This is a genomic window from Acetobacter suratthaniensis, assembly GCF_017377745.1.
Lineage (GTDB): Bacteria > Pseudomonadota > Alphaproteobacteria > Acetobacterales > Acetobacteraceae > Acetobacter > Acetobacter suratthaniensis.
Genome location: NZ_JAFVMG010000017.1, coordinates 25,575 through 51,300 on the forward strand (window position 1 = coordinate 25,575; position 25,726 = coordinate 51,300).

The 25,726-nt window shown below is 57.1% G+C and carries 21 protein-coding genes; 4 read left to right on the forward strand and 17 right to left on the reverse strand.

Annotated features, from left to right (window positions below; all coding sequences use genetic code 11):
• Positions 1-18 precede the first annotated feature (18 nt).
• The 3 genes from ychF to J2D75_RS12555 all read right to left on the reverse strand — a co-directional run bounded on the left by ychF (position 19) and on the right by J2D75_RS12555 (position 2,396).
• A complete protein-coding gene (gene ychF, locus J2D75_RS12545; protein ID WP_207855165.1) occupies positions 19-1,113 on the reverse strand; it encodes a redox-regulated ATPase YchF in 1,095 nt (364 codons plus the stop codon).
• Positions 1,113-1,694 (reverse strand): aminoacyl-tRNA hydrolase, encoded by a 582-nt coding sequence (pth, locus tag J2D75_RS12550; RefSeq protein ID WP_207855166.1) that lies wholly within the window; start codon positions 1,692-1,694, stop codon positions 1,113-1,115. The genes ychF and pth overlap by 1 nt, the downstream gene beginning before the upstream one ends.
• A gap of 102 nt (positions 1,695-1,796) precedes the next feature.
• Positions 1,797-2,396 (reverse strand): 50S ribosomal protein L25/general stress protein Ctc, encoded by a 600-nt coding sequence (locus J2D75_RS12555; protein WP_207855167.1) that lies wholly within the window; start codon positions 2,394-2,396, stop codon positions 1,797-1,799.
• A 227-nt stretch (positions 2,397-2,623) separates the two neighbouring features.
• Here J2D75_RS12555 and aspS point away from each other — a divergent pair, with 227 nt between their 5' ends.
• Positions 2,624-4,420 carry an aspartate--tRNA ligase gene (aspS, locus tag J2D75_RS12560; RefSeq protein WP_207855168.1) on the forward strand — a complete coding sequence of 599 codons (1,797 nt, stop codon included), beginning with the start codon at positions 2,624-2,626 and terminating at the stop codon, positions 4,418-4,420.
• Between the two features lie 77 nt (positions 4,421-4,497).
• On the opposite strand, the gene J2D75_RS12565 is transcribed toward aspS, so the two are convergent.
• Positions 4,498-6,306, reverse strand: coding sequence for a diguanylate cyclase (locus J2D75_RS12565; RefSeq protein WP_243428739.1), 1,809 nt, complete (start codon positions 6,304-6,306; stop codon positions 4,498-4,500).
• A 233-nt stretch (positions 6,307-6,539) separates the two neighbouring features.
• On the opposite strand from J2D75_RS12565, the gene J2D75_RS12570 reads away from it, so the two are divergent.
• Together J2D75_RS12570 and J2D75_RS12575 are read left to right on the forward strand one after the other, a co-directional pair.
• Positions 6,540-7,409 carry an EipB family protein gene (locus J2D75_RS12570; RefSeq protein ID WP_207855170.1) on the forward strand — a complete coding sequence of 290 codons (870 nt, stop codon included), beginning with the start codon at positions 6,540-6,542 and terminating at the stop codon, positions 7,407-7,409.
• Positions 7,410-7,545: 136 nt separating this feature from the next.
• Positions 7,546-8,280 carry an ATP-dependent Clp protease proteolytic subunit gene (locus tag J2D75_RS12575; RefSeq protein ID WP_207855171.1) on the forward strand — a complete coding sequence of 245 codons (735 nt, stop codon included), beginning with the start codon at positions 7,546-7,548 and terminating at the stop codon, positions 8,278-8,280.
• 43 nt (positions 8,281-8,323) lie between these two features.
• Here J2D75_RS12575 and J2D75_RS12580 read toward each other — a convergent pair whose 3' ends face one another.
• The 8 genes from J2D75_RS12580 to J2D75_RS12615 form a co-directional block, all read right to left on the reverse strand.
• Positions 8,324-9,820, reverse strand: coding sequence for a hypothetical protein (locus J2D75_RS12580; protein ID WP_207855172.1), 1,497 nt, complete (start codon positions 9,818-9,820; stop codon positions 8,324-8,326).
• A 98-nt stretch (positions 9,821-9,918) separates the two neighbouring features.
• Positions 9,919-10,500 (reverse strand): hypothetical protein, encoded by a 582-nt coding sequence (locus tag J2D75_RS12585; protein ID WP_243428740.1) that lies wholly within the window; start codon positions 10,498-10,500, stop codon positions 9,919-9,921.
• 26 nt (positions 10,501-10,526) lie between these two features.
• Positions 10,527-11,747 (reverse strand): aminopeptidase, encoded by a 1,221-nt coding sequence (locus J2D75_RS12590; RefSeq protein WP_243428744.1) that lies wholly within the window; start codon positions 11,745-11,747, stop codon positions 10,527-10,529.
• A gap of 185 nt (positions 11,748-11,932) precedes the next feature.
• The gene (locus J2D75_RS12595; protein ID WP_207855173.1) at positions 11,933-12,493 is read right to left on the reverse strand and encodes a DUF1643 domain-containing protein; all 561 of its coding nucleotides are present in this window, start codon (positions 12,491-12,493) and stop codon (positions 11,933-11,935) included.
• A 526-nt stretch (positions 12,494-13,019) separates the two neighbouring features.
• Positions 13,020-15,002 carry an acetate--CoA ligase gene (acs, locus tag J2D75_RS12600; protein ID WP_207855174.1) on the reverse strand — a complete coding sequence of 661 codons (1,983 nt, stop codon included), beginning with the start codon at positions 15,000-15,002 and terminating at the stop codon, positions 13,020-13,022.
• 68 nt (positions 15,003-15,070) lie between these two features.
• Entirely contained in the window at positions 15,071-16,003 is a 933-nt protein-coding gene (gene prpB / locus J2D75_RS12605; RefSeq protein ID WP_207855175.1) for a methylisocitrate lyase, read from the reverse strand.
• Positions 16,000-17,166, reverse strand: a complete 1,167-nt coding sequence (prpC, locus tag J2D75_RS12610) for a bifunctional 2-methylcitrate synthase/citrate synthase (protein WP_207855176.1) — start codon at positions 17,164-17,166, stop codon at positions 16,000-16,002. Before prpC ends, prpB begins: the two co-directional genes overlap by 4 nt.
• Before the next feature lie 27 nt (positions 17,167-17,193).
• A complete protein-coding gene (locus J2D75_RS12615; RefSeq protein WP_207855177.1) occupies positions 17,194-18,753 on the reverse strand; it encodes an MmgE/PrpD family protein in 1,560 nt (519 codons plus the stop codon).
• Positions 18,754-18,883: 130 nt separating this feature from the next.
• Here J2D75_RS12615 and J2D75_RS12620 point away from each other — a divergent pair, with 130 nt between their 5' ends.
• Complete coding sequence (locus J2D75_RS12620) at positions 18,884-20,308, forward strand: helix-turn-helix domain-containing protein (protein ID WP_207855178.1); 1,425 nt, start codon at positions 18,884-18,886, stop codon at positions 20,306-20,308.
• A gap of 339 nt (positions 20,309-20,647) precedes the next feature.
• Here J2D75_RS12620 and J2D75_RS12625 read toward each other — a convergent pair whose 3' ends face one another.
• The 5 genes from J2D75_RS12625 to betA form a co-directional block, all read right to left on the reverse strand.
• A complete protein-coding gene (locus J2D75_RS12625) occupies positions 20,648-21,379 on the reverse strand; it encodes a YfdX family protein (protein ID WP_207855179.1) in 732 nt (243 codons plus the stop codon).
• 330 nt (positions 21,380-21,709) lie between these two features.
• Entirely contained in the window at positions 21,710-22,507 is a 798-nt protein-coding gene (locus tag J2D75_RS12630) for a DNA/RNA non-specific endonuclease (protein ID WP_207855180.1), read from the reverse strand.
• Between the two features lie 54 nt (positions 22,508-22,561).
• A complete protein-coding gene (locus tag J2D75_RS12635; protein WP_207855181.1) occupies positions 22,562-23,245 on the reverse strand; it encodes a Fe2+-dependent dioxygenase in 684 nt (227 codons plus the stop codon).
• A gap of 281 nt (positions 23,246-23,526) precedes the next feature.
• Positions 23,527-24,039 (reverse strand): prolyl-tRNA synthetase associated domain-containing protein, encoded by a 513-nt coding sequence (locus J2D75_RS12640; protein WP_207855182.1) that lies wholly within the window; start codon positions 24,037-24,039, stop codon positions 23,527-23,529.
• 29 nt (positions 24,040-24,068) lie between these two features.
• Complete coding sequence (betA, locus tag J2D75_RS12645; RefSeq protein WP_207855183.1) at positions 24,069-25,724, reverse strand: choline dehydrogenase; 1,656 nt, start codon at positions 25,722-25,724, stop codon at positions 24,069-24,071.
• Positions 25,725-25,726: the final 2 nt, after the last annotated feature.

Consider the following 25,726-nt stretch of genomic DNA (forward strand, 5'->3'; position numbering starts at 1 on the left):
TAAATAAGGCTACGCGCTTCAGACGTTAAAGCGGAACAGCAGCACATCGCCATCCTGCACGACGTAGTCGCGGCCTTCAACACGTAGACGGCCAGCCTCTTTTGCACCGGCTTCACCATCATAGCGGACATAATCTTCGTATGCGACGGTTTCGCAGGCAATGAAGCCGCGTTCAAAGTCATTGTGAATGACCGCTGCGGCCTGCGGCGCTTTCGTGCCAGCCGTAATTGTCCATGCACGGGCTTCCTTCGGCCCGACCGTGAAATAGGTTCGCAGCCCAAGCAGACCGTAGCCTGCGGCAATCACACGATCCAGCCCGCTATCCTTCAGCCCAAGCCCTTCAAGGAACTCGCGGCGTTCGGCATCCTCAAGCTGGCTGACTTCGGCCTCGATCGCAGCAGACACGATCACCACCGCCGCCCCCTGTGCCTCGGCCATAGTCTGCACCTTGCGGGAAAACGCATTGCCCTCGGCGGCTGAGTCTTCCTCGACATTGCAAACATACAGAACCGGCTTGCTGGTCAGCAGCTGGAGACGGCGCACCGTTTCCTCCTGCCCTGCCGGAATAACCGCACGCACCGGCTGCCCTTCACGCAAGGCCTCCATGATCGGTTCGATGATTTCGATCTGCGCCATGGCTTCGGCATCGCGGTTGCGCGCCCTCTTTTGCAGGTTGGGCAGGCGCTTTTCCAGCGAATCCAGATCCGCGAGCATCAGCTCCGTTTCAATGATTTCAGCATCACGCACCGGGTCCACGCCACCTTCGACATGGGTAATGTCATCATCCTCGAAGCAGCGCAGGACGTGAATGACCGCATCCACCTCGCGGATATTGGCCAAAAACTGATTACCCAGCCCTTCACCGCGTGAGGCGCCACGCACCAGGCCCGCAATATCCACAAACTCGAGGCTGGTCGGGATTTCGCGCTGCGACTTGCCGATACGCACCAGTTCATCCAGCCGGGGGTCTGGCACCGCAACACGGCCCACATTGGGCTCGATGGTGCAGAACGGATAATTGGCCGCCTGCGCCGTGGCTGTCGCCGTCAGCGCATTGAACAGAGTGGACTTGCCCACATTGGGCAGCCCCACGATTCCGCAGTTAAAACCCATCAGCCCTTGCTCCCTTCCGGCAGTGCAACACGCGTCATAAACTGATCCGCCCGACCTTCGGCCAACATGGGCGCGGCCTCAGCCATGCGCTCCAGCATCCGATCCAGCCATTCCTGACGGTCAGTGTCCGTAAAATTACCCAGCACCCAGCCATGCACCCGCGCTTTTTCGCCCGGATGGCCAATGCCAATCCGCACGCGCCAGTATTCAGGCGTGCCCAGCATGCGATCTGTCGAGCGCAAGCCGTTATGCCCTGCGGCTCCGCCCCCCTGCTTGATACGCAGGCGACCCGGCGCAAGGTCGAGTTCATCATGAAAAACGGTAATCCGCTCAGGCGGGATTTTGTAGAACGCAGCCGCTTCCTGCACGCTCTCACCCGAACGGTTCATATAGGTCATGGGGAGCAGTGCCAGCACCTTGTGCCCGCCCACGCGGCCTTCGGCCACCTCGCCCCTGAAGCGGTTGCGCCAGGGCGAAAACCCGTAACGCGCCGCGATGGCTTCCAGCGCCATAAAGCCGACATTATGCCGGTGCCGGCGCATGGAGGACTCGGGATTGCCAAGTCCGACCCAGAGCAGCATAGCCTGCCTTTACCCCATTCCTGAACACAACGGGGGGCATACGCATCGCGCATGCCCCCACGTTCGTGTCATTCAGCCAGTAACCTGAAAAAGCCAGACCGATTAGGCCGTAGCGCCTTCAGCTGCCGTGGTGTCCACGTTCGGCGCGGCAATGCTGGCGATCACGAAGTTCGGCTCGTGAGAGACCGGGGTCGCGCCTTCGGTGCCCTTCACGTCTTCCCAACGCACGTTGTCGTTGATGTCGAGCGCACCCAGATCAACCGTGAAGAATTCGGGAATGCGGTCTGCATCCACTTCCACGTCAACCGTGTGGCGCACAACATTGAGCATGCCACCGCGCTTGATGCCGGGGGACTTTTCTTCACCCACGAAATGCACGGACACTTCAACATGCACGCGCGAGCCAGCGGCCAGACGCAGGAAGTCAACATGCACTGGCGAATCCTTGACCGGGTGCAGCTGCACGTCACGGATCAGGGCGCGTTCAACCTTGCCGTCAACCGTGATTTCATACACGCGTGAACGCCAGCCGGACGTCTGCAGGCCCTTGATGACAACGCGCGGATCAAGCGCGATCAGGGTGGGTTCCTGGTTGCCACCATAAACAACGGCAGGCACCAGACCCTCACGCCTCGTCGCCCGCGCTGCCCCCTTACCAGCCCTCGCGCGCGCCGAAGCTTCAATCGATGTAATCTTGGACACGTTGGTCTCTCCTAAAGAACTTGTTCATCACACGTGCCTCCAGGGGTGCCCGTGTGGTGGCTGCGCCTTACAGGAAAACCCCCTTCAAAGCAAGCTTGGCACAGGCCTCCGGCTGAATGCAGCCTTGACATATCCGCCCCGCCCCTGCTTCCTCCGCGTTCTGAAGCATTCTCTTTTTTCCGCTCACAGCCACGCCCACGCAACGGGCCAGAGTTCAGGACACAGCCATGCACCCCTACCGTTCCCACAGCTGCTCGGCCCTTCGCGCGCATGATGCGGGCGCCACAACCCGCCTGTCCGGCTGGGTACACAGCAAGCGGGACCACGGCGGGCTGCTGTTCATTGACCTGCGCGATGAAACCGGCATTACCCAGATCGTTATCCCTGCGGGGTCTCCCGTTATGGAAACGGCCGAGCATGTGCGCGTGGAAAGCGTGATTACCGTCACCGGTGAAGTGGTTCTGCGCGAGGAAAGCACCCGCAACCCCGATCTGGCCACGGGCGATATTGAAGTGCGCGCCCGCGAGTTCGTGCTCCAGTCCGCCGCCAGCGTTCTGCCCCTGCAGGTGGCCGGGCAGGAACACTATTCCGACGAGCTGCGCCTGCGTTACCGCTATATCGACCTGCGCCGCGACAAGGTGCACCGCAACATCCGCCTGCGCGCCTCCGTTATCGCCAGCATGCGCCAGCGTATGACGAAGCTGGGCTTCGTGGAACTGCAAACCCCCATCCTGACCGCGTCCTCCCCCGAAGGCGCACGCGACTTTCTGGTGCCTTCACGCAACCACCCCGGCAAGTTCTACGCGCTGCCGCAGGCACCGCAGCAGTTCAAGCAGCTCGCCATGGTGGCCGGGTTCGACCGCTACTTCCAGATCGCTCCGTGCTTCCGTGACGAAGCCTCACGCGCGGATCGCTCCCCCGGTGAATTCTACCAGCTTGATTTTGAAATGGCCTTCGCCACGCAAGATGAAATCTTCGCGGTGATGGAAGAAGTCATGAGCGGGCTGTTTACAGAATTCGGCGATGGCCGCACCGTCAGCACCGCCCCCTTCGAGCGTATTCCCTACGCCCGCGCCATGAAGGTGTATGGCTCTGACAAGCCCGACCTGCGCAACCCGCTGCTCATTACAGACGTGACAGAAGCCTTTGCCGGTTCGGGCTTTGGGCTGTTTGCAAAGATTGCGGCTGATGGCGGCGAAATCCGCGCCATTCCCGCTCCGGGTGCTGGCGATCGCCCGCGTTCCTTCTTTGACAAGCTCAATGCCTGGGCGCGTGAAAATGGCGCGGGCGGGCTGGGCTACATCACCTTCAACGCAGAAGGCGGTCAGGGCCCCATTGCCAAAAACCTCGAAGCCAGCCGCGTAGAGAGCATCCGCACGGCTCTGGGCCTTAACCCGGGCGATGCCGTCTTCTTTGCTGCTGGCAAGGGGCATGATGTCGCCAAGTTCTCCGGGCTTGTGCGCACCCGCATTGCCGAAGAGCTTGACCTGATCGAGAAAAATGCTTTCCGGTTCTGCTGGATCACCGATTTCCCGATGTATGAGCTGAACGAAGAAACCAATCAGGTTGATTTCTCGCACAACCCGTTCTCCATGCCACAGGGTGGGCTGGATGCGCTCAACAGCAAGAACCCGCTCGACATTCTGGCCTATCAGTACGATATCGTCTGCAACGGTATCGAGCTCTCTTCGGGCGCAATCCGTAACCATCTGCCCGAAGTCATGGTACGGGCCTTTGAAATTGCCGGGTATCCCGAAAGCGAAGTAGAAGCCCGCTTTGGGGGCATGCTCAACGCATTCCGCTACGGCGCACCGCCCCACGGTGGTTCCGCCCCCGGCGTGGATCGTATTGTCATGCTGCTGGCCGATGAACCCAACATCCGCGAAGTCATCCTGTTCCCGCTCAACCAGCAGGGCGAAGACCTGATGATGGGAGCACCCGCTCCCGTGCCTGCCGAGCGTATCAAGGAACTGTCGCTGGCTCTCGCACTCCCCAAGCCCAAGCCGGTTACCGTCAAGGACTAAAGCCTTACCTCTCCGCCCTGCACACAGCAGGGCTGGGCCTAGGCCCCTTTACCGCATAACGCCCCATACAGGGTCTGTTATGCATCCACCGCTTCAAGCACCATTTTCTGATTATTGAACGCGCAGACCCGATTACGCCCTGTGCGCTTCGCGTCATACAGCGCCGTATCCGCCTCCTGTATCAGGAGGTCGAGCATCTTGCCTGCCGTATATTTCGCAAACCCGCAACTGATTGTAATCTGGAGCGTGCGACCGGGGCTGATTTCAAAAACCTCAGCCTGCACCCGTGCAACAAGACGTGCGAAAACCTCGGCTGCCTTTTCTTCATCACTCAGCACGGCGATCACAAACTCATCGCCCCCAAAGCGCGAAACAATATCCACCTCTCGCATTTCAGCCAGCATGAGATTGGAGATTTTTGTCAGCACAAGATCACCAACCTCATGACCATAGGTGTCATTGATTGTCTTGAAGTGATCAATATCAATATAAGACAGGCAGAAGGTTTTTATCTCTGATCCAAGCAAGGTTTTCATTTTTTCATTGAAACCCGAGCGGTTGAGCAGGCGCGTCAACTGATCTTTTTCAGAACGCTGGATAGCATCGGCCAGCTTTTCAGATTCCTTGGTAATATCATGCACGGTCACGATGGCACCCGACACAACACCGCCTGTCCAGAACTTTCTGAAACTGACATTCAGGAACAGTATCTTCCGGTAAGAAGAACGACCGGAAAACGTATAGATGGTTTTACTATCATCCTCAAAAAACGACCGCAGAACACTTTCATTCACTTCCTCTGCCCCGAGAATATGAATGATGTTTTCTCCTACGATATCTGACGCACTACGCCCAAGCAGATCGAGAGAGGCACCACCCGCCCAGCGGCACAGCCCATCGCATCCAATACTGACGATACTGTCCGTGGCGTTGGACATCATCAGATTAAGCATCTGCTCACGAGCGGAAACACCCTGCATCAGGCTCTCGTTCCGCATGAAAATAATCGAGACTGCGCGCTCGGTAAAAACCAGAAACAGCAGATAAATCTGCAAAATGGCTTCCTGCCCCAAATGCCCGAGATGCCTTAAAACAATAGGACCGGAATTTTTGAACGTGAAGTGAATGGCCAGCATGGACACGAACATGACCGTACTGGAACCAAGCACTTCGCCGCACAGCAGGGAGTTGGCAATAACCAGAGAGCTTGGAATGAACAGGAAAGGATATTCGCTCTGGTTGAACACCAGACATGACGCCACAACCGTCACCAAAATGGAAAGGCAGGAAATGGCAATGCCTTTACCGGTCGAAAATGCGTTTTTGAGGTTATCGCGCAGAGCGCCGCTGAGAATATAGGTAAAAGGCCGGGTGAAAGCGACATTGCCAAGAGACAGGCTAAAAAACCAGTCGGCAAAATCTCCCAAAAAGGGGCTACCCGCCTCAATGGCGTTAAAACTTCCGCCCAGTATCGCGCAAATAAAAGGGAAAACAACACCAGAACTGACATTGAAAACAAGAATAGACTTGTAATCAGAAAAAATAAGACCTTTCCTGATGTAAATTCTGTAGGCATGGCAGGAAAGAAAAATCTGTATCGAACTGACCAGAGCGTACAGGATCATATAAAAACCGTGATAGCCACATATGGTCTGGGCAATCAGGTTTGCGAAAAACGTTATCAGGGTCGCACTGGAGATATTGTCTATTTTTCTAGAAAAAATAGAGGCCAGCATCAAAGCGTCAGCAGGCCATATCGTGGCATGCCCGACATGATAGGATGTGTAACTGATTGAGAGATAGGCAATAAAAACGTATAAAAACAAAAAATAAAAATAAGTTTTTGTTTTTTCTACAGAAATATACTGCCTAATATTAACTGGCATCGCGCACTCTCTACCACTTTTACGAAATCTATCATGCCCGCAAAACCCTGATAATAGAAAAATCCGTATAAATACATACTCTATTCAAAATTAATTAATAACTGACCTAAACATGACCCACTACAACAGAACGTCCACCACCTGATACACCAGAACAGTTATGACCTTGAGGCCAAGCCAGTGGCACGCTCACAGAATTTTTTATGCCGCATACGGTTGCATAAAACCGCCATATGCTTTCCCTTGCGCCCATGACTTTTTACCTGTTTACGGCCCGCCCTTGCGCCGCACCTGCTTTTTGCCTGCTGTTTGCATCGTCTTTTTTTCTGTCGATACAGTCCTCACATGCAGCGTCACAGCCTACCCCTCTGGCCTCGCAAACTGTACGTTATAGCCTTGATCTGGCGCAATCTGCCGGTGGCGGCACAACCGATGCCTCTGGCAGCATGACCTATTCCGTACAGCGTACATGCAGCGCATGGGAAACCGTGCAGAAACTGGACATTCAAAGCATCACCCGTGAACATGGTCCAGAACACATGCAGGCCGATTACACGACCTCTGAAAGTCTGGATGGCCGACATTTGACATTCCGCACACAGGAAACCGTCAATGGCCGTATTTTGCAGAACGTGAGCGGGCAGGCGCAACTCAACAGCGATGGATCAGGTGCCGTCACTTATGCCCGACCTCTGGCAAAAAAACTCCCCCTGCCAGCAGGCACCATGTTTCCCATGGCCCACACCCGAGCGCTTGTCAGCGCGGCACTCGCCAGCCAGAACGAGCTTTCCGCCCCCCTGTTCGACGGCACCCTGCCTGACGGGGCACAGGACAGCTACGCAACCCTAATGGGCTGGACGGCCACCCCGGCCCCCAACGCCCCACCTGCCCTGCGCACGCTCCCTGCTGGCCATATCCATGTGGCCTATTATGATCGAAACGGGCAGAACATGACGCCCACCTACGTCATTGGCATGCACTCTTACGCCAATGGCGTTGTGGACAAGCTGGATCTGGATTTTGGCGATTTTCGCATGAACGGAACACTCAACAGCCTTGAGCTTCCGGCTGAGCCAACCTGCGCGCCTGCGACCTCTCACTGAGAGAACATCAATAAAAAACCACGCCCAAAGCCTAACCGACACGCACCTTATATTGCCTCAACGCAGTCAATATAATTCATTACAATATATATAAAGGAAATTTCACAAATCATACCAAGAAATAGAGCACATAAAAATGTTTCCAGAAAAATCGAGCAAAAAAAATAAAATCATACTCTGTTGTTTTGCCGTTCTGCCTGCCCTGACAATTATCTGCGAAATCTTTCTCGATCGCAGCACCAATGATTACATAGATTACAGCAGCGCAATGCCACCCACCTCCGTGGCATGGGTAAACGACAGCACATTATCTTTTGATGGCCCCATAACGGGAGCAGCCTATCATAAGCTGGATGCGGCACTCAGCACACCTCGCACCCAACCCGCCACCACGCTGGTTATAAACAGCCCGGGAGGTGATGCAGAGGCGGCTGAAAAAATTGCCTCGCTGCTCAACACCCATAATCTGAAAATAGAAGTTGCTCCCAACGGCCTCTGTGCATCAGCCTGTGTCCCGCTTTTTTTACACACGACATCCCATGTAAACAGAGAGAATGCCGCTTTCATTTTCCATCAGGGCCTGTCTTTCCGTATGGACCCTTACCACGGTTTTATCAAAACACTGGGCTTGGGTTCCAATACCGCCCCTGTTCTTATGGACCCGTGGGTTAAGGAGTGGGGGCCGCCTCTTTTTGAATTTCTCTCGTCCTGCACAGACATAAATCCATTGCGGAGCGAAATTGGTATTTCCCTTACATGGTCTGAAATACAGGCCATATTAAAAGGACACCCTCAGCGCAGCTGTGACGCCGCCTTGCGCGCCTATCAATGCACAGACAATGAGAGCGCTCCCCCATTCTGCAAACAATAACATCCACGAAGGCAGGCGAGCACAAAAGCATTTTAGTCGATTTTTAAGCTGTGTACCCACCTGAACGGGCGCCACCGCCATAAAACGCGTCGTCCTGCTGGTTAGGATCAGCCGGGGATGTCCGCCAGACACGGAGCCTGCGCCACCAGTGACGCCTGCGCCGGATATAGGGCGGATACAGGCGGAACTGATACCCCGACAGCAGCACTGTCCAGCCTGCATTGATAACCGATGTCAGAGCAGTGCTGTTCAGCATGGCATTAGAAAAAGAGGCCGCCTGCATTTCACCGCCCCCACCACCCAGACCGGACATAAGAGCCGCCAACGCCAGCGACCCGTTTATGTTCATGTCACCCATATTGGAGGGTGTTCGGCCCATTTCTTCCAGGCTGGACAGGGGCAATCCCTGCTGGGTCTGTGCATACAACCCGCCATCATGCGGCCTCACCTCGCCCGATAGCGCGGGACGCACGGCGTTTTCATAAGCCACGGCCTCCAGGCTCATGCTCGCGGCAAGCTCGGCTGCCCCCTCTGGTACTGGTAGTCCCCCTTGCGATACCTGATTGTAAAGCGGCCAATTCGTACCCGTGGGATGATACAGGCCCGGCGGAGCATAGAGCCCACCCGCCGCACCAGATGATCCCGGCCCGCCGATAACCGCGCCCGTTTCCCCCTCTGCCTGCGCCATGCTGAACGCATTGAGCAAAGTCGCTTTCTGGGTATCGGTCAGTTCCGTGCCAGACAGAGCATTTTCCAGCGCTGTAGCAACAGAGGACAGCGCAGAGCCTGAAAGCAGCAACCCCGGCAGGGTAATGGAAGGGCGCAACCCCGATGCTAAAAAGATGGACGATAAAAAGCTTTCGTCATGCAGTGCGACGGTTTCCAGCAATGCGGGCAGAAGAACCGCAACCGCTGCGGCCTCCGTGCTGGCCTGCGTCCCCACCAGTGCCTGAAGCGCACTGGCTATAACTGCCGCCTGTGTTTGGCCCGCCTGAGAGACTGGCCCCCCTCCGCTCTGGGCACCTTGTGTGCCAGATGGCTCGCTGGCTATGGCCTGCAACACAATGGAGACGGCATCCGCTTCTGCCAGAGCGGGAAAAAGCTGGGCATTCCCCACCAGCCCTCCCCCAAGCCCGGATGAAAACATCTGCTCAATACCCGCCAATTGGGTAGCCTGCAGGTGCAGCGCCACACTATCGCCAATACTGACGGTCGGTTGCGGCATGGCCTGCAACAAAGAGACCGCTTCTGGCCGTTGGGTATTGAGTGCATCAAGCAGGCCAGCACCGCCGGTAAAACGGCTGGCGGCTTCCACAATACTATCAAGCATGGTGGAGGATACGGTGCCAGTTGCCCCCAAATCTTCCAGCGCTTCTAGTGCCAGATTTGAAAGAACGACGGTATCCCGGCTGGTCGCACCTTGCGTTACGCTGGAGACCGGCGTTACGGCTCCAACCCGCGCACTGGCATCGACCGGCACGGTATAGGCGTTGCTCCGCGCTATGGCGGCAGAGGAATCGGCGGCGGTAAAACCAGTCACTGTCGCACCCTCCTCCAGATCAAAAACAAATACGGGGCCTGCCCAGATCACACCAGACAGATGTTAAGAACAGGCTAACGCCCCCGCACCAGCATTATTTAATGCACGGATGTGCTGCTGCTGTTCTGTCGCGCACCACGCAGCACACCCACAAGCTCCTGCAATGCCTTCGGGTTGCTCTTGAGCAGTTCGACATTATGCGCGTCTGGTGTGGGCATATTGCCTTTTACCTGAGAGGGCGGAACATTCATGAAATTGGTGGTCAGCCCTACACAGGTCAGGCTCATGACAAAATCATGGGCGCTAAAACCATGCGCCTTGAGAATGGCCTCCAGCCCCGGAACCTGCTCCACCAGCCCTACCTGCTGATCAAGCGACATGCCATAGCGGGCCGGAGGCAGAATGCCCGCAGCCTGAATAGCCCGCAGTGTCGCGGACAGCCGGGGCAGAACATCAGAGGCCAGATGATAATGCAGCGCCGTGTCCATATCATGCTGCATTGTGGCGACCTGCTCAGGTGTCAGGCCCGAAGCCTGCCCGCCAGCCCCGACCGGCGCCGTGGTTTGCGCCTGTGCCACGCCGGAGACCACGCTCCCCACCAGCAGGGTGGCTCCAAGTGCCATTCTGCCAAAACGGCCCCACCCATGACGCTGCTGCATAACCTTACGGAGAAAAGACATCCCCACCACCCTTTTCATCTGTTTCATCAAACGTCTGAAACCCACTCACCCTTACGCATGAGAGGCGCTCGCGTACCGTCCGCCGTCAGGGCATCCACGTCAATGGCGCCTGAACCAATCATCCAGTCGATATGAATCAGGCTGGTATTGGCACCACGCGCGGTTAGAGCGGCTTCATCCTGCCCCTGCGTATCGCGCATGCACTTTGTATAAGCCTGCCCAAGGGCAATATGGCTCGCGGCATTTTCATCAAACAGGGTATTCTGGAACAGAATCCCGCTTTGCGAGATGGGAGAGGAATGCGGCACCAGGGCCACCTCGCCCAGCCTGCGCGAACCTTCATCCGTATCCAGAACCCGCATGAGCGTATCCTGCCCACGCGCAGCGTGCATGTCCACAATCCGCCCCTGCTCGAAACGCACCTGAATACCGTCGATCAGAGACCCCTGATAGGAAAGGGGCTTGGTGCTGCACACCGTGCCGTCCACCTTCAGGCGGTGCGGTGTGGTAAACACTTCCTCGGTGGGGATATTGGGGTTGCACAACACCCCATTGCCCGCCAGTTCGGAGCCTGCCGCCCAGTCATGGCCATCTGCCAGCCCTACGGTCAGATCCGTACCCGGCCCCGAAAAATGCAACGCCGCATAGCGGGCATCGTTCAGGGCCGTGGCGCGACGGTGCAGAATAGCGTTATGGGCTTCCCAATCGGCCACAGGGTCGGCCCCGGTCAGGCGCGAGACGGAAAAAATGGCTTTCCACAAGGCTTCGAGCGCCTGATCTTCAGGCAGGTCAGGAAAAACCTGCGTAGCCCATGCCGGGGTCGCGGCTGCGACAATGCACCAGTTCACATCAAAATTGGTGATGATTTCCATAGCCGGACGATTAGCCGCAGAGGCAGCCCGGCTGGCGCGTGAGACGTGATCAGGGTTCTGACCTGCAAGCAAGGTGGGGTTGGAACCTGTAACAGCCATACGGGCAGCCCCGGCCCGGAATCCCTCAGCCATGCCCTGCGCCAGCCAGCCTGCGGCAGTATCGAACGTGGGGTCAGACGCATATTTATAGCGGGCCAGCGTGGTTTCATCATCCGAGTAGAATGTCGTCACCAGCGAAGCGCCTGCCTTGTAGGCATGTTCTGTAATCCGGCGCACGAGCGGCACGGCGCTGAGCGGGGCTGTCAGAATAACCTGCTGCCCCGGCGCCACATTGAGCCCGGTGCGCGCTGCAACAGCACCCAGCCGGTCAAGCATGGTGTTAAATTCAGCCGAAGCCAGATAACCACCCGCGGCTCCTGCCACGCCCTGCCCGCTTTGCATCTGCCGCCCGCCTTGTTCCGTCACGATCCTGTCTTCCTTTTTATTGCCCACCGTCATGGCATGCCCCATCCGATACCGATGCGCTGCCGCCGTCAACATGGCGGCTCGCGGCCCGTGCCTTACACGCCCTGTTCGGGCAGGAGCGCAGGCGTGAGGCTGGACGGTAGATAAAGCGGGTGGCACGGTCGCCCGGAGGCACTCAGCCGCAACGCATAAACCGCAATGCCGTGGGCCTGTAATGCCTGCACAACCTCCGGCCCGCGCGCACGCAACTCCCGATGGTGGGGCGAACCATAAGCCGCAATCACTTGATCGGCCTCACGCGCCATTGCCAGAAGGGCGGCATCATTCTCCGGCCCGATGGGATCGGGCGTTTCCAGCAGGCGGGTCTGATCCGTGCAGCGATAGGCAAAGGTATTGCCCACCAGCATCCCCCCATAACCCCATGCCCGTGCATAACGCTGACACTTGGCCACGGTGCGGTCATCCCCCTGTTCAGTCGCAACGGATGGGTTCATCATCAGCCACATCAACAGGGGGCGAGCTGGCTCCCATACGCGCCTGAGCGTGTAACGGTAACAGTTGTCCGGCCCGCCATAGGTTGCGGTGCTTACGACATCATCAGACAGCTTCAGCGGGCGCGAAGTCCCGACATGATGCCCTTCAAATAGATCCTTCATGACTTCCCATGCCATGCGTTGCCAACGCCCCTGTTTAGGCGGCTTGGCCCCAAGGCACAAATACGCCGTTTGACGGCAGGGCGCTTCCTTCGGAAATACCGCAAAAAGATTAAGAATTACGCTCTTGTGACAAAAGAGTATGAAAAGGGTTTCATGCAAATATTTTTAATTATTCATTAAGTGACAACCGTGCAGAGTGAAAAGGCGGCAGCGAAAAGGCGTGCTTTATGTTTCGACTTCTACCAGCGATTTCAACACTTATAGCACTGGGGTCGGTCCCCTGTTCCAGCCAACTTCCTGTTCTGACCGTTCCACGTCACTCTCCACGTGATAGCGTACTGGATACACTGGCCCCGCTGCCCGGCATCAAAAAAAACCATCATCCGCCTTTCCTGTGCATACGCCGCCTGAGCCTGACCGTCCTGACTGAGTAAATACTCCATAAATGGAAAGACCAGGGCATGATCCCTGGCCTTTCACTCCTGCCGCGCATGGCAAGTCCGACGTCCAAGAACCTAACAGGCCGTCACGCTCTGGCCTGCTCAGGAACACCCTGCCCGAAAGTAGACTGCGCCCACACCCGGTCACACAGGGTTTTAACCACAGCCATATCGTTCAGAGCTGACAGATCGCCGAAGTTTTCCGTCTCGCCCTGCGCGATCTTGCGCAGGAGACGGCGGACAATCTTGCCCGAGCGCGTTCTGGGCAGATCCGGCACCAGATACACGGCCTCTGGTGCGGCGTACCGGCCCAGCTGCTTTGCCACAAAACGGCCTATGCCTTCCTCCGTCAGTTCCCCTGCCGCATCCTTGCGGGGGATAACAAACACAACCAGCGCCTCGCCCTTGACCGGGTGCGGAATGCCCACAGCGGCACTTTCCACCACACGGTGATCCTCACCCAGCACGTCTTCCACCTCGGCCGTGCCAAGACGATGACCGGCAATGTTGATCACGTCATCCATACGCCCGGTAATCCAGTAATAGCCGTCCGCATCGCGGCGGGCGCCATCCCCCGTGAAATACAGGCCGGGAGCCGCACTGAAATAGGTCTGCACGAACCGCGCATGGTCACCCCAGATAGTACGTGCCTGACCGGGCCATGAACGGGCGATACACAATGCCCCCTCCGCCGCCCCGGTTTGAACCTTGCCTTGCTGGTCGATCACCCGCATGTCCACACCGGGCAACGGCGTGCTGGCAGAACCCGGCTTGAGCGCCTGCGCACCCGGCACTGGCCCCAGCACCACACCGGCGGTTTCAGTCTGCCACCATGTATCCGCAACGGGGCAGCGTTTCTGGCCCACCACGTCATGGTACCACAGCCACGCATCCGGGCTGATTGGCTCCCCCGCCACACCCAGCAGACGCAGCGAACTGAGGTCACGCTTTTTCACAACCTCATCGCCCTCGGCCATCATGCTCCGCACGGCGGTCGGGGCCGTGAACAGCATGGTCACCTTGTTTTCCTGCACCAGATCCCACCACCGGCCGGGATACGGGTGGCCCGGCAGGCTGTCTGAAATCATGGTGGTGCCACCATTGGCCAGCGGGCCATACACAACCGAGGTATGGCCCGTAATCCAGGCCACATCCGCCGTGCACCACAGCACATCGCCGGGGCGGAAAGTGTACACCATGCCCATGGTATAGGCAGCCCACACGATATAACCGCCACAGCTATGCACCACAGCCTTCGGCTTACCTGTGCTGCCAGAAGTATAGAGCATGAACAGCGGGTCTTCCGCCTTCATGATCACCGGCACAAAATCCGCCTCGAAATGATCGACAAAGCCATGATAGTCATGGTCACGCCCGGGCAGCATCATGACCGGTTCGTCCGATGTGCGCACCACCAGCATGGAATGCACAGCACTGGACGCTCCGGCACGCAGCAGGGCGGCATCCATGGTTTCCTTGAACGGCACCATTTTGGAACCACGCCGGGAGGTGCTGGCGGTAATGACCACAACCGCCTGACTGTCCACCAGTCGCTCGGCAATCCCTTCGGCCGAGAACCCGCCAAACAGCACCACATGCACCGCACCAATGCGTGCGCAGGCCAGCATGGCCACAACCGCCTCTGAACACATAGGCAGGCAGATCGCCACGCGCTGGCCTTTTTCAACACCCAGATGGCTCAGGGCGTTGGCAAGGCGGCACACGCGCTCATGCAGCATGGTGTAGGTCAGCCGTTCTGCCGGGCCATGCCCCTCACGGTGGGCAATGAGGGCGACCTGATCGGCCTTTTCGGTCAGGAACCGGTCAAGGCAGCAGACGGACACATTCAGTTGCCCGTCTTCAAACCACCGGATGGAAACATCCCCCGTGAAACTGCCACTAAACCCACGCGTGGGTTTTTTGTGCCAGTGCACACGCCCTGCCTGCTCCAGCCAGAACCCATCCGGGTCACGGCTGGCATGGTCGCGCATGGCCTCCAGCCCCTGCTCGGACAGGAGTGCGGGATAGTTTTCGTAAAAACCGGTGGGTATCACTGTTGTGTCTGACATGACTCCGTTCCCCTCATTTTTATTGTTTTTGTTCGGGACAGAAAAAATGGTTACACACGCACCAGACTTCAGGCGGCACTCCGATCAGGTTGCCCGATATGGGGCAGCACAGTGGAAACAATGCCCGCATCCAGTGCTTCGTAATCATAATAGCGGATGGTCTTGTAAAGTTCCTCGCGGGTTTGCATTCTTTCCAGCATGTCACGCGTGCCACCGGTATGGGCAATGGTTCTGTACAGATCATCCTGCGCCTTGTTGGCGGCCCGCAGGGAACTGACCGGCCAGATAATCATGGCATACCCCATGCTCTCGAACTCGCTGGCCGTCAGGTACGGCGTGCGGCCAAACTCCGTCATGTTCGCAAGCAGCGGCACATCAGGCAGGCGGCGCACAAACTCCCTGAACATTTCTTCAGATGTCAGGGCTTCTGGAAAAATGGCATCCGCACCGGCCTCGTAATACAGCCGCGCTCTGGCCACAGCGCCATCAATCCCTTCAGAACCAGCGGCATCCGTGCGGGCGATAATAACCATATCGCGCCGGGCTTTTGCTGCTGCCGCCACCTTTTGCGCCATATCCTGCGGCGAAACCAGTTTCTTGTCGTTCAGGTGGCCACATTTTTTGGGCAGAACCTGATCTTCAATATGAACCGCAGCCGCACCGGCATCCTCAAACGCACGCACCATATGCATGACGTTCAGGGTTTCACCATAGCCCGTATCACCATCAACCAGCAGCGGCAGGCCGCTTGAGCGCACGATCTGGCGGATAAAGAAACAGACTTCATCCACGGTAATAATACCCAGATCAGGTAGGCCCATGCTGGCAGTCATGGCCGCACCCGAAAGATACAGGGCATTAAACCCGTTATCCTTCGCCTGTAGTGCGGCCTGCCCGTTATGAGCCCCCGGAATCTGCAAAATACCTTTCTGGCTCATAAGAGCGCGGAAACGCTGCCCCGCAGGCGTTGCGTTCAGATCCGCTCCAATCAGGTAGGTCATGCTGCATTCTCCAGTCCATCGCGCTCACGCAGGGACACAAATGGCCTCACATCCGGGCCGACATAATTGGCCGATGGCCGAATAATCTTGCCATCAACACGCTGTTCCATGACATGCGCGCACCAGCCCGTGACACGCGCCATAACAAATACCGGCGTAAACATAGCCGTGGGAATACCCATGGCGTTGTACGAAACCGCGCTGAACCAATCGAGATTCGGAAACATCCTTTTTTCTGATGCCATGATCCGCTCAATCCGCTCCGCCACATTATACAGCCGCATGCTGCCGTTGCGGCGCGACAGGTCACGCGCGACATCCTTGATAATATCGCTGCGCGGGTCGGCAATCGTGTAAACCGGATGACCAAAGCCGATGATGACTTCCTTTTCGGCCAGACGGCGGCGAATATCGGCCTCGGCCTCATCCGCCGTGTGGTAACGCTGCTGAATATCGAGTGCGACCTCATTGGCCCCGCCATGCTTTGGCCCACGCAGCGCACCAATGGCGCCCGTAATGGCCGAATACATGTCAGACCCCGTACCCGCCACCACACGCGCAGTGAAGGTGGAGGCATTGAACTCATGCTCGGCATACAGGATCAGCGATGTATGCATGGCCTGCACCCAGTCTTCCTGCGGTTTTCTACCGTGCAGAAGATGCAGGAAGTGCCCGCCTACGCTTTCATCATCCGTGCTGGTTTCAACCCGCTTGCCGTGGTTCGAGTAATGATACCAGTAAAGCAGCATGGATCCCGTGCTGGCCACCAGCCTGTCCGCAATTTCGCGCGCACCTGCGGCGGGGCAGTCGCTCCGCTCGGGCAGAGCGCAGCCCAGCACCGAAACAGCCGTGCGCAGCACATCCATCGGGTGTGTGGCGGCTGGCAGGCGTTCGAGGGCTGCGCGCACGATATCAGGAATATCGCGCATGCCACACAGGCGCTGCCTGTAGCTTTCCAGCTCGGCGCTGTTGGGCAGGTAGCCGTGAATGAGCAGGTAGGCTACCTCCTCAAACGTGCAGGTGCTGGCCAGATCGCGGATGTCATATCCACGATAGTGCAGGTCGTTACCGCTATGGCCGACCGTGCTCAATGCCGTATTGCCTGCGGCTGTTCCTGAAAGCGCCACAGATTTCTTGGGTTTTTTATGCAGTTCGGCGGTCACTGTTCTGCTCCCCTCTTTTTTGCTGTGTCAGGATGTCAGCTCGGCAGGCTGGCGGGCGGTTGCGGCCCCCTGCACCTGTCCGAAATTGAAAATGCCCTGTGCCGTGTTCTGCTGTAGATCCTGCGCGGGAATAAGCAGTTCGAGCTGGTGCAGCGCTCCGGCTTCAAGCGTAGGCAGACGCTGGACAACCTCCAGAAAGCGCGCCACTTCCGCATCCGGCACAACACCTTCGGCCAGCATACGGAACTTGCGGATATAATCCGCCCGCACCCACGGCGTAGCTCCCAGCGTATGAGCGTTGGCCACCGCCAGTTCATCTTCCAGCACGGAGCCATCCTTCATGCGGATGATGATGCGCCCGCCGAATGCCTTCTTGTTGGGGTCCGTCTCATGATAACGGGCGGTCCAATCTGGTGTTTCCACGGTGCGGATCTTCTGCCACAGCCGCACGGTGTCCGGCCTGCGGGCACGTTCGGGCGCATAGGAACGCACCTGATGCCACTCCCCATCCTGCAGAGCCACGGCCACGATATACATGATCGAGTGATCCAGCGTCTCCCGCGAAGCGCCGGGGTCGAACTTTTGCGGATCGTTGGAGCCGGTACCGATCACGTAATGGGTGTGGTGACTGGTTTCGATCAGAATATCCTCCACATCGTCCCAGTTCCTGACCTGCTTGCCCATGCGGAACGCAAGGTCAATCAGCGCCTGACTCTGGTATTCGGCCGAATGCTCTTTGGTGAAGGACGACAGAATGGCCCGCTTTGGCTCGCCCGCCAAAGGCAGCGGCACGTTGTAGCGGGCATCCCTACCATCAAGCATCCAGGCGATAACACCATCCTCACCCTCGTAAATGGGGGTGGGTGAGGTTTCACCCATCATCGCGCGGTCAACCGATTCCACAGCCATTTTCCCGGCATGGGCGGGTGCATAGGCTTTCCATGAGGAAATCTCGCCCTTGCGGCTCTGGCGTGTTGCCGTTGTGACATGCAGCGCCTGCCCGATTGCCTGATAGACAATGGCAGGCGGCAGACGCAGCAGCGTGCCGATACCAGCCGCAACAGACGGGCCAAGATGCGCCACATGGTCGATCTTGTGCTTATGCAGACAGATGGCCCGCGCCAGATCAATCTGGATTTCGTAGCCGGTGGCAATGCCACGGATCAGATCCGCGCCACTACGGCGGCACTGTTGCGCCACGGCCAGAATGCCCGGAATATTGTCACCCGGATGGGAGTATTCCGCTGCCAGAAAGGTATCGTGGTAATCCAGTTCCCGCACGGCGGTGCCGTTGGCCCATGCGGCCCATTCAGCATGCACGCGCACATCCGGCCCCATGCCGAACAGGGTTGCACCATCAGCCCGCCGATGCGCCAGAGCCTCGGCCCGCGCACTCATGACGGGGTGACGGTTAACCGACGCCACCGCAACCGAGGCATTGTCGATCACGCGGTTTATGATCATGTCCGTGACAGCGTCTTCCACCGGCACGGGGTCCGCCGCAACCTCGGCAATCTTCCACGCAAGCTGATCCGCACGCGGCAGACGATCACTTTCCGGATGCACTCGAACATCATGATACTGCATTGATCCAACCCTTGGTCTGGTATGACGACAAGACCAAATGTCGCAGACTGTTGTGTGGAACAGGAGCCGGATAAGAGTAAAAAGAGGCGAAGGGAATTTTCCCGTTTGCAAAGTCTGCGAAGTCCGTCCCATGCCCAGGAACAAGACCAAACTCTTTGCAGGCCCACGCCTGCGCCAGCTCCGCCAGCGCGAAAGCCTGACACAGGCGGCTTTGGCAGATGTTCTTGATGTTTCACCAAGCTATCTCAACCAGATGGAGCGCGACCACCGGCCCGTGCCCGATCATCTGCTACAGGCATTGTGCGAACATTTTACCATTACCCCGGCATGGTTCAGCGATACGCGTGAGGCGCACAAAGTACAGGCCCTGCGCGAAACCATGGCCGATCCGCTTTTCAAGAACAGCCCGCTGCCCCTTGCCAAGATGGCCGAAGCCGTACGCCAGAGCCCGGATCTGTCCGATGCGTTTCTAACCCTTTATCGCGCCTACGCCGCCGAGCGCGAACGCCAAGAGAATGAAGCCGCTTACTCTTTGCCGCAGGAACCCTACGAAACCGTAGGCGACTGGGTGCAGGAACACCGCAACTACTTTCATGAACTCGACCGTGCCGCCGAAGTTTTTTACGAAAACCTGAAAATAGAAGATGGCGCACTCAGCACGGCTCTTGCCGCCCATCTGCACAGCCAGCACGGCCTGACACTAGCCCCGGACTCCGATATGGAAGCCAGAGGACTGGTGTGGCGCATAGACCGGCAAAAACGCCGTATTCTGCTGCCACCAAACCAGCCGCCGGAAAGCACGCTGTTCTATCTGGCCCAGATTATCGGCCAGCTTGAGCACAACACCCTGATTACACGCATCCTGCGCCGCGAAGGCCCGAAAGACGCCAACGCCATTGCACTGGCGCGGGTTTATCTGGGCAATTACTTTGCCGGAGCGCTCCTACTACCCTATATGCGATTGCTGCATGTAGCAGCCCAGACCCGCCACGACATAGATTGCATACGCCGCCATTTTGGCGTGAGCTTCGAACAGGTCAGCCATCGACTGAGCACCCTGCAAAGGCCGGGGCAGGAAGGGATTCCGTTCTACTTTCTCAAGCTCGATATCGCTGGGAATATTCTCAAAAGTTTTTCAGGAAACCGCTTTGCGCTGGCCCGTTTTGGTGGCCCCTGCCCACTGTGGAATGTTTTCAGAGCCTTTGCCACACCGGGCCAGATTCAGGTGCAGCTTTCCCAGACCACGGATGATTCGATCTATCTCAATATTGCCCGCACCGTCAGCCGCGAGGGCCTGACCTACGCGGACAAACCACGCCAGATTGCCATCGTGCTGGGCTGCACCATCGCCAATGGTCGGGAAACTGTCTATGCGGCAGGGCTGAACATGGAAGACCATAGTCTGGTTGTGCCGATCGGCCCCGGATGCCGGGCCTGTGTGCGGGATAACTGTAGCCACCGCTCTTTGCCTGTATCAGGCCGCGCGCTCGATACAGGCAACGATGCCCGAGGCGTTGTGCCCTATCGCGCCCTGCCCGAAGGCAGACGACAGTAATGAAAAAGAAAGAGGGGGTCTGGTGGGGCAAGGGGAGTGCAACACCCCTGCGGCTTTGACGGGGATGCAAGCCTGACCGCAGGGTTCGGGGGTACGAGATCGCTTGATAAAACGCCGGGGATAAGGCGTGTCACGGCGATGCCCCTTGCCCCACCAGCTTGATACCATCATCGCCGTGACTTTTTGATAATAAGAAACATTCTCATCTAATGCAACAAAAAAAATCAGGCCCTCATGCAAGGCCTGTTTTTTATCCTTCCGCCATAAAACCGGCGAAAAATGCCTGTTTATGGCGGGTTGTGAGGGCATTAAAAACAAGCCCTCACCGTAGTGCCTGAATTAATGCGTTGCAGCCGGAGCCGCTGCCGGGGTTGGCGTAGCGGGTTTTGCTGCAGTGGGTGCAGTCGTAGCTGATTGAGCAGCCTGCTGTTCGATAAAATCGTCAGAGACAAACACGATTCCGTCTACCAGTTCATTCAGGGCATCAACAGCCTGAGAGTTCAGACGGCCTTCTGTAAAGACCTTGGCGCGGTTCAGCGCACCTTGCGAAGCTTCAAGCGGTGCAAGAGCGATGATAAAATCTGTATCCTGCCCAACAACCGCCAGCGACTCCTGCGCCTGCTGCGTCTGTCCCGCCTTCAACTGCTGGTTTACAGTCTGGGCTGCGGCTTTCTTCTCTGGTGCAAGGGTGTCGGTTACAACCAGTTCTCCACCCACGGGTACCCATGTCACGGAACCTGCTACGGGCTTATGATTTGCCCCGGCCGGGTGGCTCGGTGCCGGCTGCAACTGGTTTTCTGCCGCGATGAAGTGACGGTTATCCGTGCCTGCCGCAGCAAAACGCTTCTGTGCATCATACAGCAGAGGAATCGCAGCATCAGACTTGCCCTGGCTCAGAAGGTCACGCGCCTGCAGCACATCCACCATGGCTTTTTGCCCATCCGCTGAAAGGTGGCGCATGGCCCGACCTGCCTTGTATTCTTCCCACCGGGCATGAAGCGTTTCAGCCTGAGCCGGAACAACACCGACCATAAGAACTGCGGCAGCCATAAGGGAGAACTTAAAACGCATGATATTTATTCCATCTCAGCATATAATCGGGAACAGACAGAAAAACCCCCTGCCCCGCTGCGTGAAAACATAGTGTCCTGATCCACACCATTCAATTGGCGTGCAATCTAAAAAAAATATTACAGGGCTATTATTTAATATTTCTATAACTCAATTTGAGTTTTATTTTGCAACAGCATCACGCTTCATTGTGAGGCTTTAACCCACGCCATAAGGCCTCCCCCGCAACCCAATACGATTCGTCCACAGATTCCGTGGATACTCCAGCGGGTAAGTCTGTGAATAACGGGTACATCCTGCGTGAATACCGGGTGTGGTTCCCGGATTACCTCAGCCCCCATCGTCCAGACGACGGGGCGAAGGCAGGCGCCAGAAAGTCTTCTGCACCGTATCAGGTATCCCGGGAAACGGGTTCACACCCGTATTGCGCACCAATGTGGCAACGGTCACGATATCGCAGCGTGGCGGCCCTTTCACATTTTTGCACACATACACCCCAGCCTTACCCCGCCGGGGAGAATACACGGCTTTCCAGGTAGAACTCGGCACATAAACACCGCTCTGCCCGATGGTGGGCATGGGATTAATATGGAACGCAGGCCCCGTCACCACATACAGCTCGCCCTCTTTGCGGGCCAGATTACGCACTGTGCGCTCAATACGCGCCCACTGCCCCTGATTGAGCGCGGCTGTCTGCGGCACAATGTTGGAAAGCGCAAAAGTCTCAAACTGTGCCGCTGGGTCTGGTTGATCGGCACTGGGGGCCAGATGCCCACGCGTATAACCGGAATGTGCAAAATCGTTCAGATGGCTACCACCGGGCCAACGGCTATCTTCATAAAACGATCCCGCACGGTGCAGATGTGCTGCGGCCTGAACACTCGCGCGCGACAGATGCTCCGCCGCCCACAGGGGCGTATGCGTCACGCCCGAAACCAGCACGGCATAACCGTGGTTACACAAAAGCTGTGTATCCTGCTGCATGAACGGCCGGGTTATTACTGGCAGACTACCCCCTGCCGCCAGAACATTACAGGCCGCGCCCTCGTTGGCACTGGCACTGGCACTGGCACTGGCACTGGCACTGGCACTGGCACTGGCACTGGCACTGGCAAGAAACACAGCCATCAGGGCAAGAGAAACCCTTCCCCCCATTTTTTTCAAGGTCTGTAAGAACATGCTTTACAGCTCAGCCCATTGCCTTAGCAGGTTATGATACGTGGCTGTCAGCCCCAGAACCGCCGGATGATCATCCGGCAGGGCCTTGCGGGTTTCCATAACCGACAGATCGAACTGATGCAGCAGGGTTCTCTGCCCATCGTCCTTGACCAGTGACTGCGACCAGAAAAACGAAGCCCAGCGGCTCCCGCGCGTAATCGGGCTGACAGCGTGCAGACTGGTTGCAGGGTAAACAACCATATCGCCCGCCGCCAGCTTCACCTGTTGGGTGCCATATGTGTCCTGAATAACCAGTTCACCCCCATCATACTCATCCGGCTCACTCAGAAACAGGGTGGAAGAGACATCCGTGCGAATACGCATGCCCGTACCCGGCAGGGGGCGGATGGCATTATCCACATGCATGCCAAACTGCATGCCGGTATCATAACGGTTGAACAAGGGCGGATACACACGCAAAGGCAGGGCCGCACTGTTGAACATGGGGTTACGCCCCAAAGCACGCAGGATCAGTTCCCCCAGTTCGCGGCTGGCCTGACTATCCTGCGGAATCTGAAGGTTGGTCTTGGCCTTGGCGGACTGCTCGCCCGCCGTAACCTTACCATCCACCCAGTCCTGCTGCTCCAGCACGCGGCGGCAATGCGCCACTTCATCCTGTGTCAGCACACTGGAAATACATACCAACATGCGAAGCCGTCCCTTTCCTGAGATTTCGGCTCTTATAATTGATATTAATTATCAAAATCAAGAATGAGTGACCAGTTTCGGCTCTTATGATAACACCAAACCGGGCGAAATATCGTGCTTTACAAACCTCCGGCCCGTTACATTTGTGAGTAATCTCCACTCACCCGAACAGACAGGAAACGGACTGACACTAAAGCCTTAAATACTGTATGAAAAAGACTCTCCACTCGCCCCAGCAGAATGCTCCGCTCAAGCTTCATCACTGGGGCATAAGTTAAGCGTTACTCCCCGACACTTTCCGGCTCCAAAGAGAGCACCACGGGTTGCACTCCCATATGCGCCAATGCTGCTTTCATGTCGGCCATAGCCATAGAAACGGTGCAGGTATTCACCATCGGATGGCAGGTTATATACTCAGCATTCCACAGGGCCGCATCAATAGCAAACGTGACCTGATGCTCTGTATCGGCCAGTAAGCTCAGCGGCCCAAGGGCGCCGGGTTGCGTGTTCAGACACGCCTGCATCAGCTCAGGTTTACCAAAAGAGAGTTTTTTGCTGTTCAGGGCTTCGGGCAGCTTTTTCATATCCAGAGACCGGCCAGCCAGACAGGTAACAACGAATAATTTACCTTTCGCGTCCTTAAGAAACAGATTTTTTGTATGCAAGCCGGGCAATTGTGCCCAATACGGCATGGCCTCATCCACCGTATGCACTGGCGGATGAAACACCACCTGACAGGGCAGGTCATGACGTTGCAGAAACTCTGCCACGTTTTGTGGAATCTGTTGTTCCATCTCTTGTATTCTCCGTGTTTATCCCTCCATCAACGCTGATGGGTCTGCCAGTTTTCAGGCACATAGTACGGCGCATTGGACGCCGGAAGCATGGGTCTGCCCATGATATGATCGGACGCTTTTTCTGCAATCATGACCGTAGGCGCATTCAGGTTACCATTGGTAATCCGTGGCATGATGGAAGAGTCGACCACACGTAGCCCTTCCACGCCGATAACCCGGGTTTCGGAATCCACTACAGCCATAGGATCATCGGCCCGGCCCATTTTACAGGTGCAGGACGGATGCAGGGCACTTTCCACCTTATCGCGAATGAAGGCATCAATCTGCTCATCCGTCTGGCAGTCTGCGCCGGGCTGGATTTCACGCCCACGAAAAGGATCAAACGCTTCCTGCGCAAAAATCTCACGCGTTAAGCGCACACAATGCCGCATGTCTTCCCAGTCATCCGGGTGGCTCATGTAATTAAAAGCAATCCGGGGTTTATCTTCCGGGTTAGCCGAACGCAGGCGAACCCAGCCCCGGCTTTTTGAACGCATCGGCCCGACATGCGCCTGAAACCCGTGACTGGATGCCAGACCCTTGCCGTCATAAGTGACAGCCAGAGGCAGAAAGTGGAACTGGATATCGGGATATTCGATTCCCGCCCGACTGCGAATAAAGCCACAGCTTTCAAAATGGTTGCTTGCCCCCAACCCATCCTTACGAGCAAGCCAGCGCAGGCCGATTCCCAGCTTGGCCAGTGGCCCCATAGCGGAATACAACGTGATGGGTTGTGTACAGGCTACCTGAAAATAAAACTCCAGATGATCCTGCAGGTTTTCGCCCACTCCCTGCCTGTCCGCCAACACGGAAATACCATGTTCCTGCAGTTCCTGTGCTGGGCCAATACCAGAGAGCTTGAGCAGCTGTGGCGAGTTGATCGGGCCACCACTCAGAATAACCTCGCGCCGCGCGCGCACGGTAACTTCCTGTGTCCCCTGCCGGTACACAACCCCCACGGCCCGCCGTCCTTCAAACACCAACCGCATGACACGGGCGTGGGTTTCAAGGCTCAGATTCTTGCGTGACAATGCGGGCCGCAGATAAGCATTGGCCGTGCTCCAACGGACTCCGCCCTTGACCGTCATGCTCATCCGGTCAAAGCCTTCCTGACGATAACCGTTATAATCTCCTGTGCGCACGTAACCGGCCTGTTCGCCCGCCTTCATCCAGGCTTCATGCAGGGGGTTATCCAACGTGCCATATTGGGTCTGCAACAGACCTTGCCGGCCACGATACTCGGCATCGCCCTCATCGCACCCTTCAGCCCTGCGGAAATAGGGCAGAACATGCGCATAGTTCCAGCCGGTTGCCCCAAGCTTCTCCCACTCGGAAAAATCCAGCGCATGACCACGCACATAAACCATACCATTGATGGAGGAAGACCCACCAAGCCCCTTACCACGGGGGGTATGCATGCGCCGTCCGTTCAGATTTGGCTCCGGTTCGCTCTCATAAAACCAGTTAAAGCGCTTGTCGTGCATGGGCATGGCCAAAGCCGAGGGCATCTGTACGATAATGGATTTATCGCTCCCGCCAAACTCCAGAAGCAGTACCGTATCCTGCCCGCTTTCGCTCAGACGATTGGCCAGAACGCACCCGGCTGAACCAGCCCCGATAACGATATAATCGAACTCAGACATGC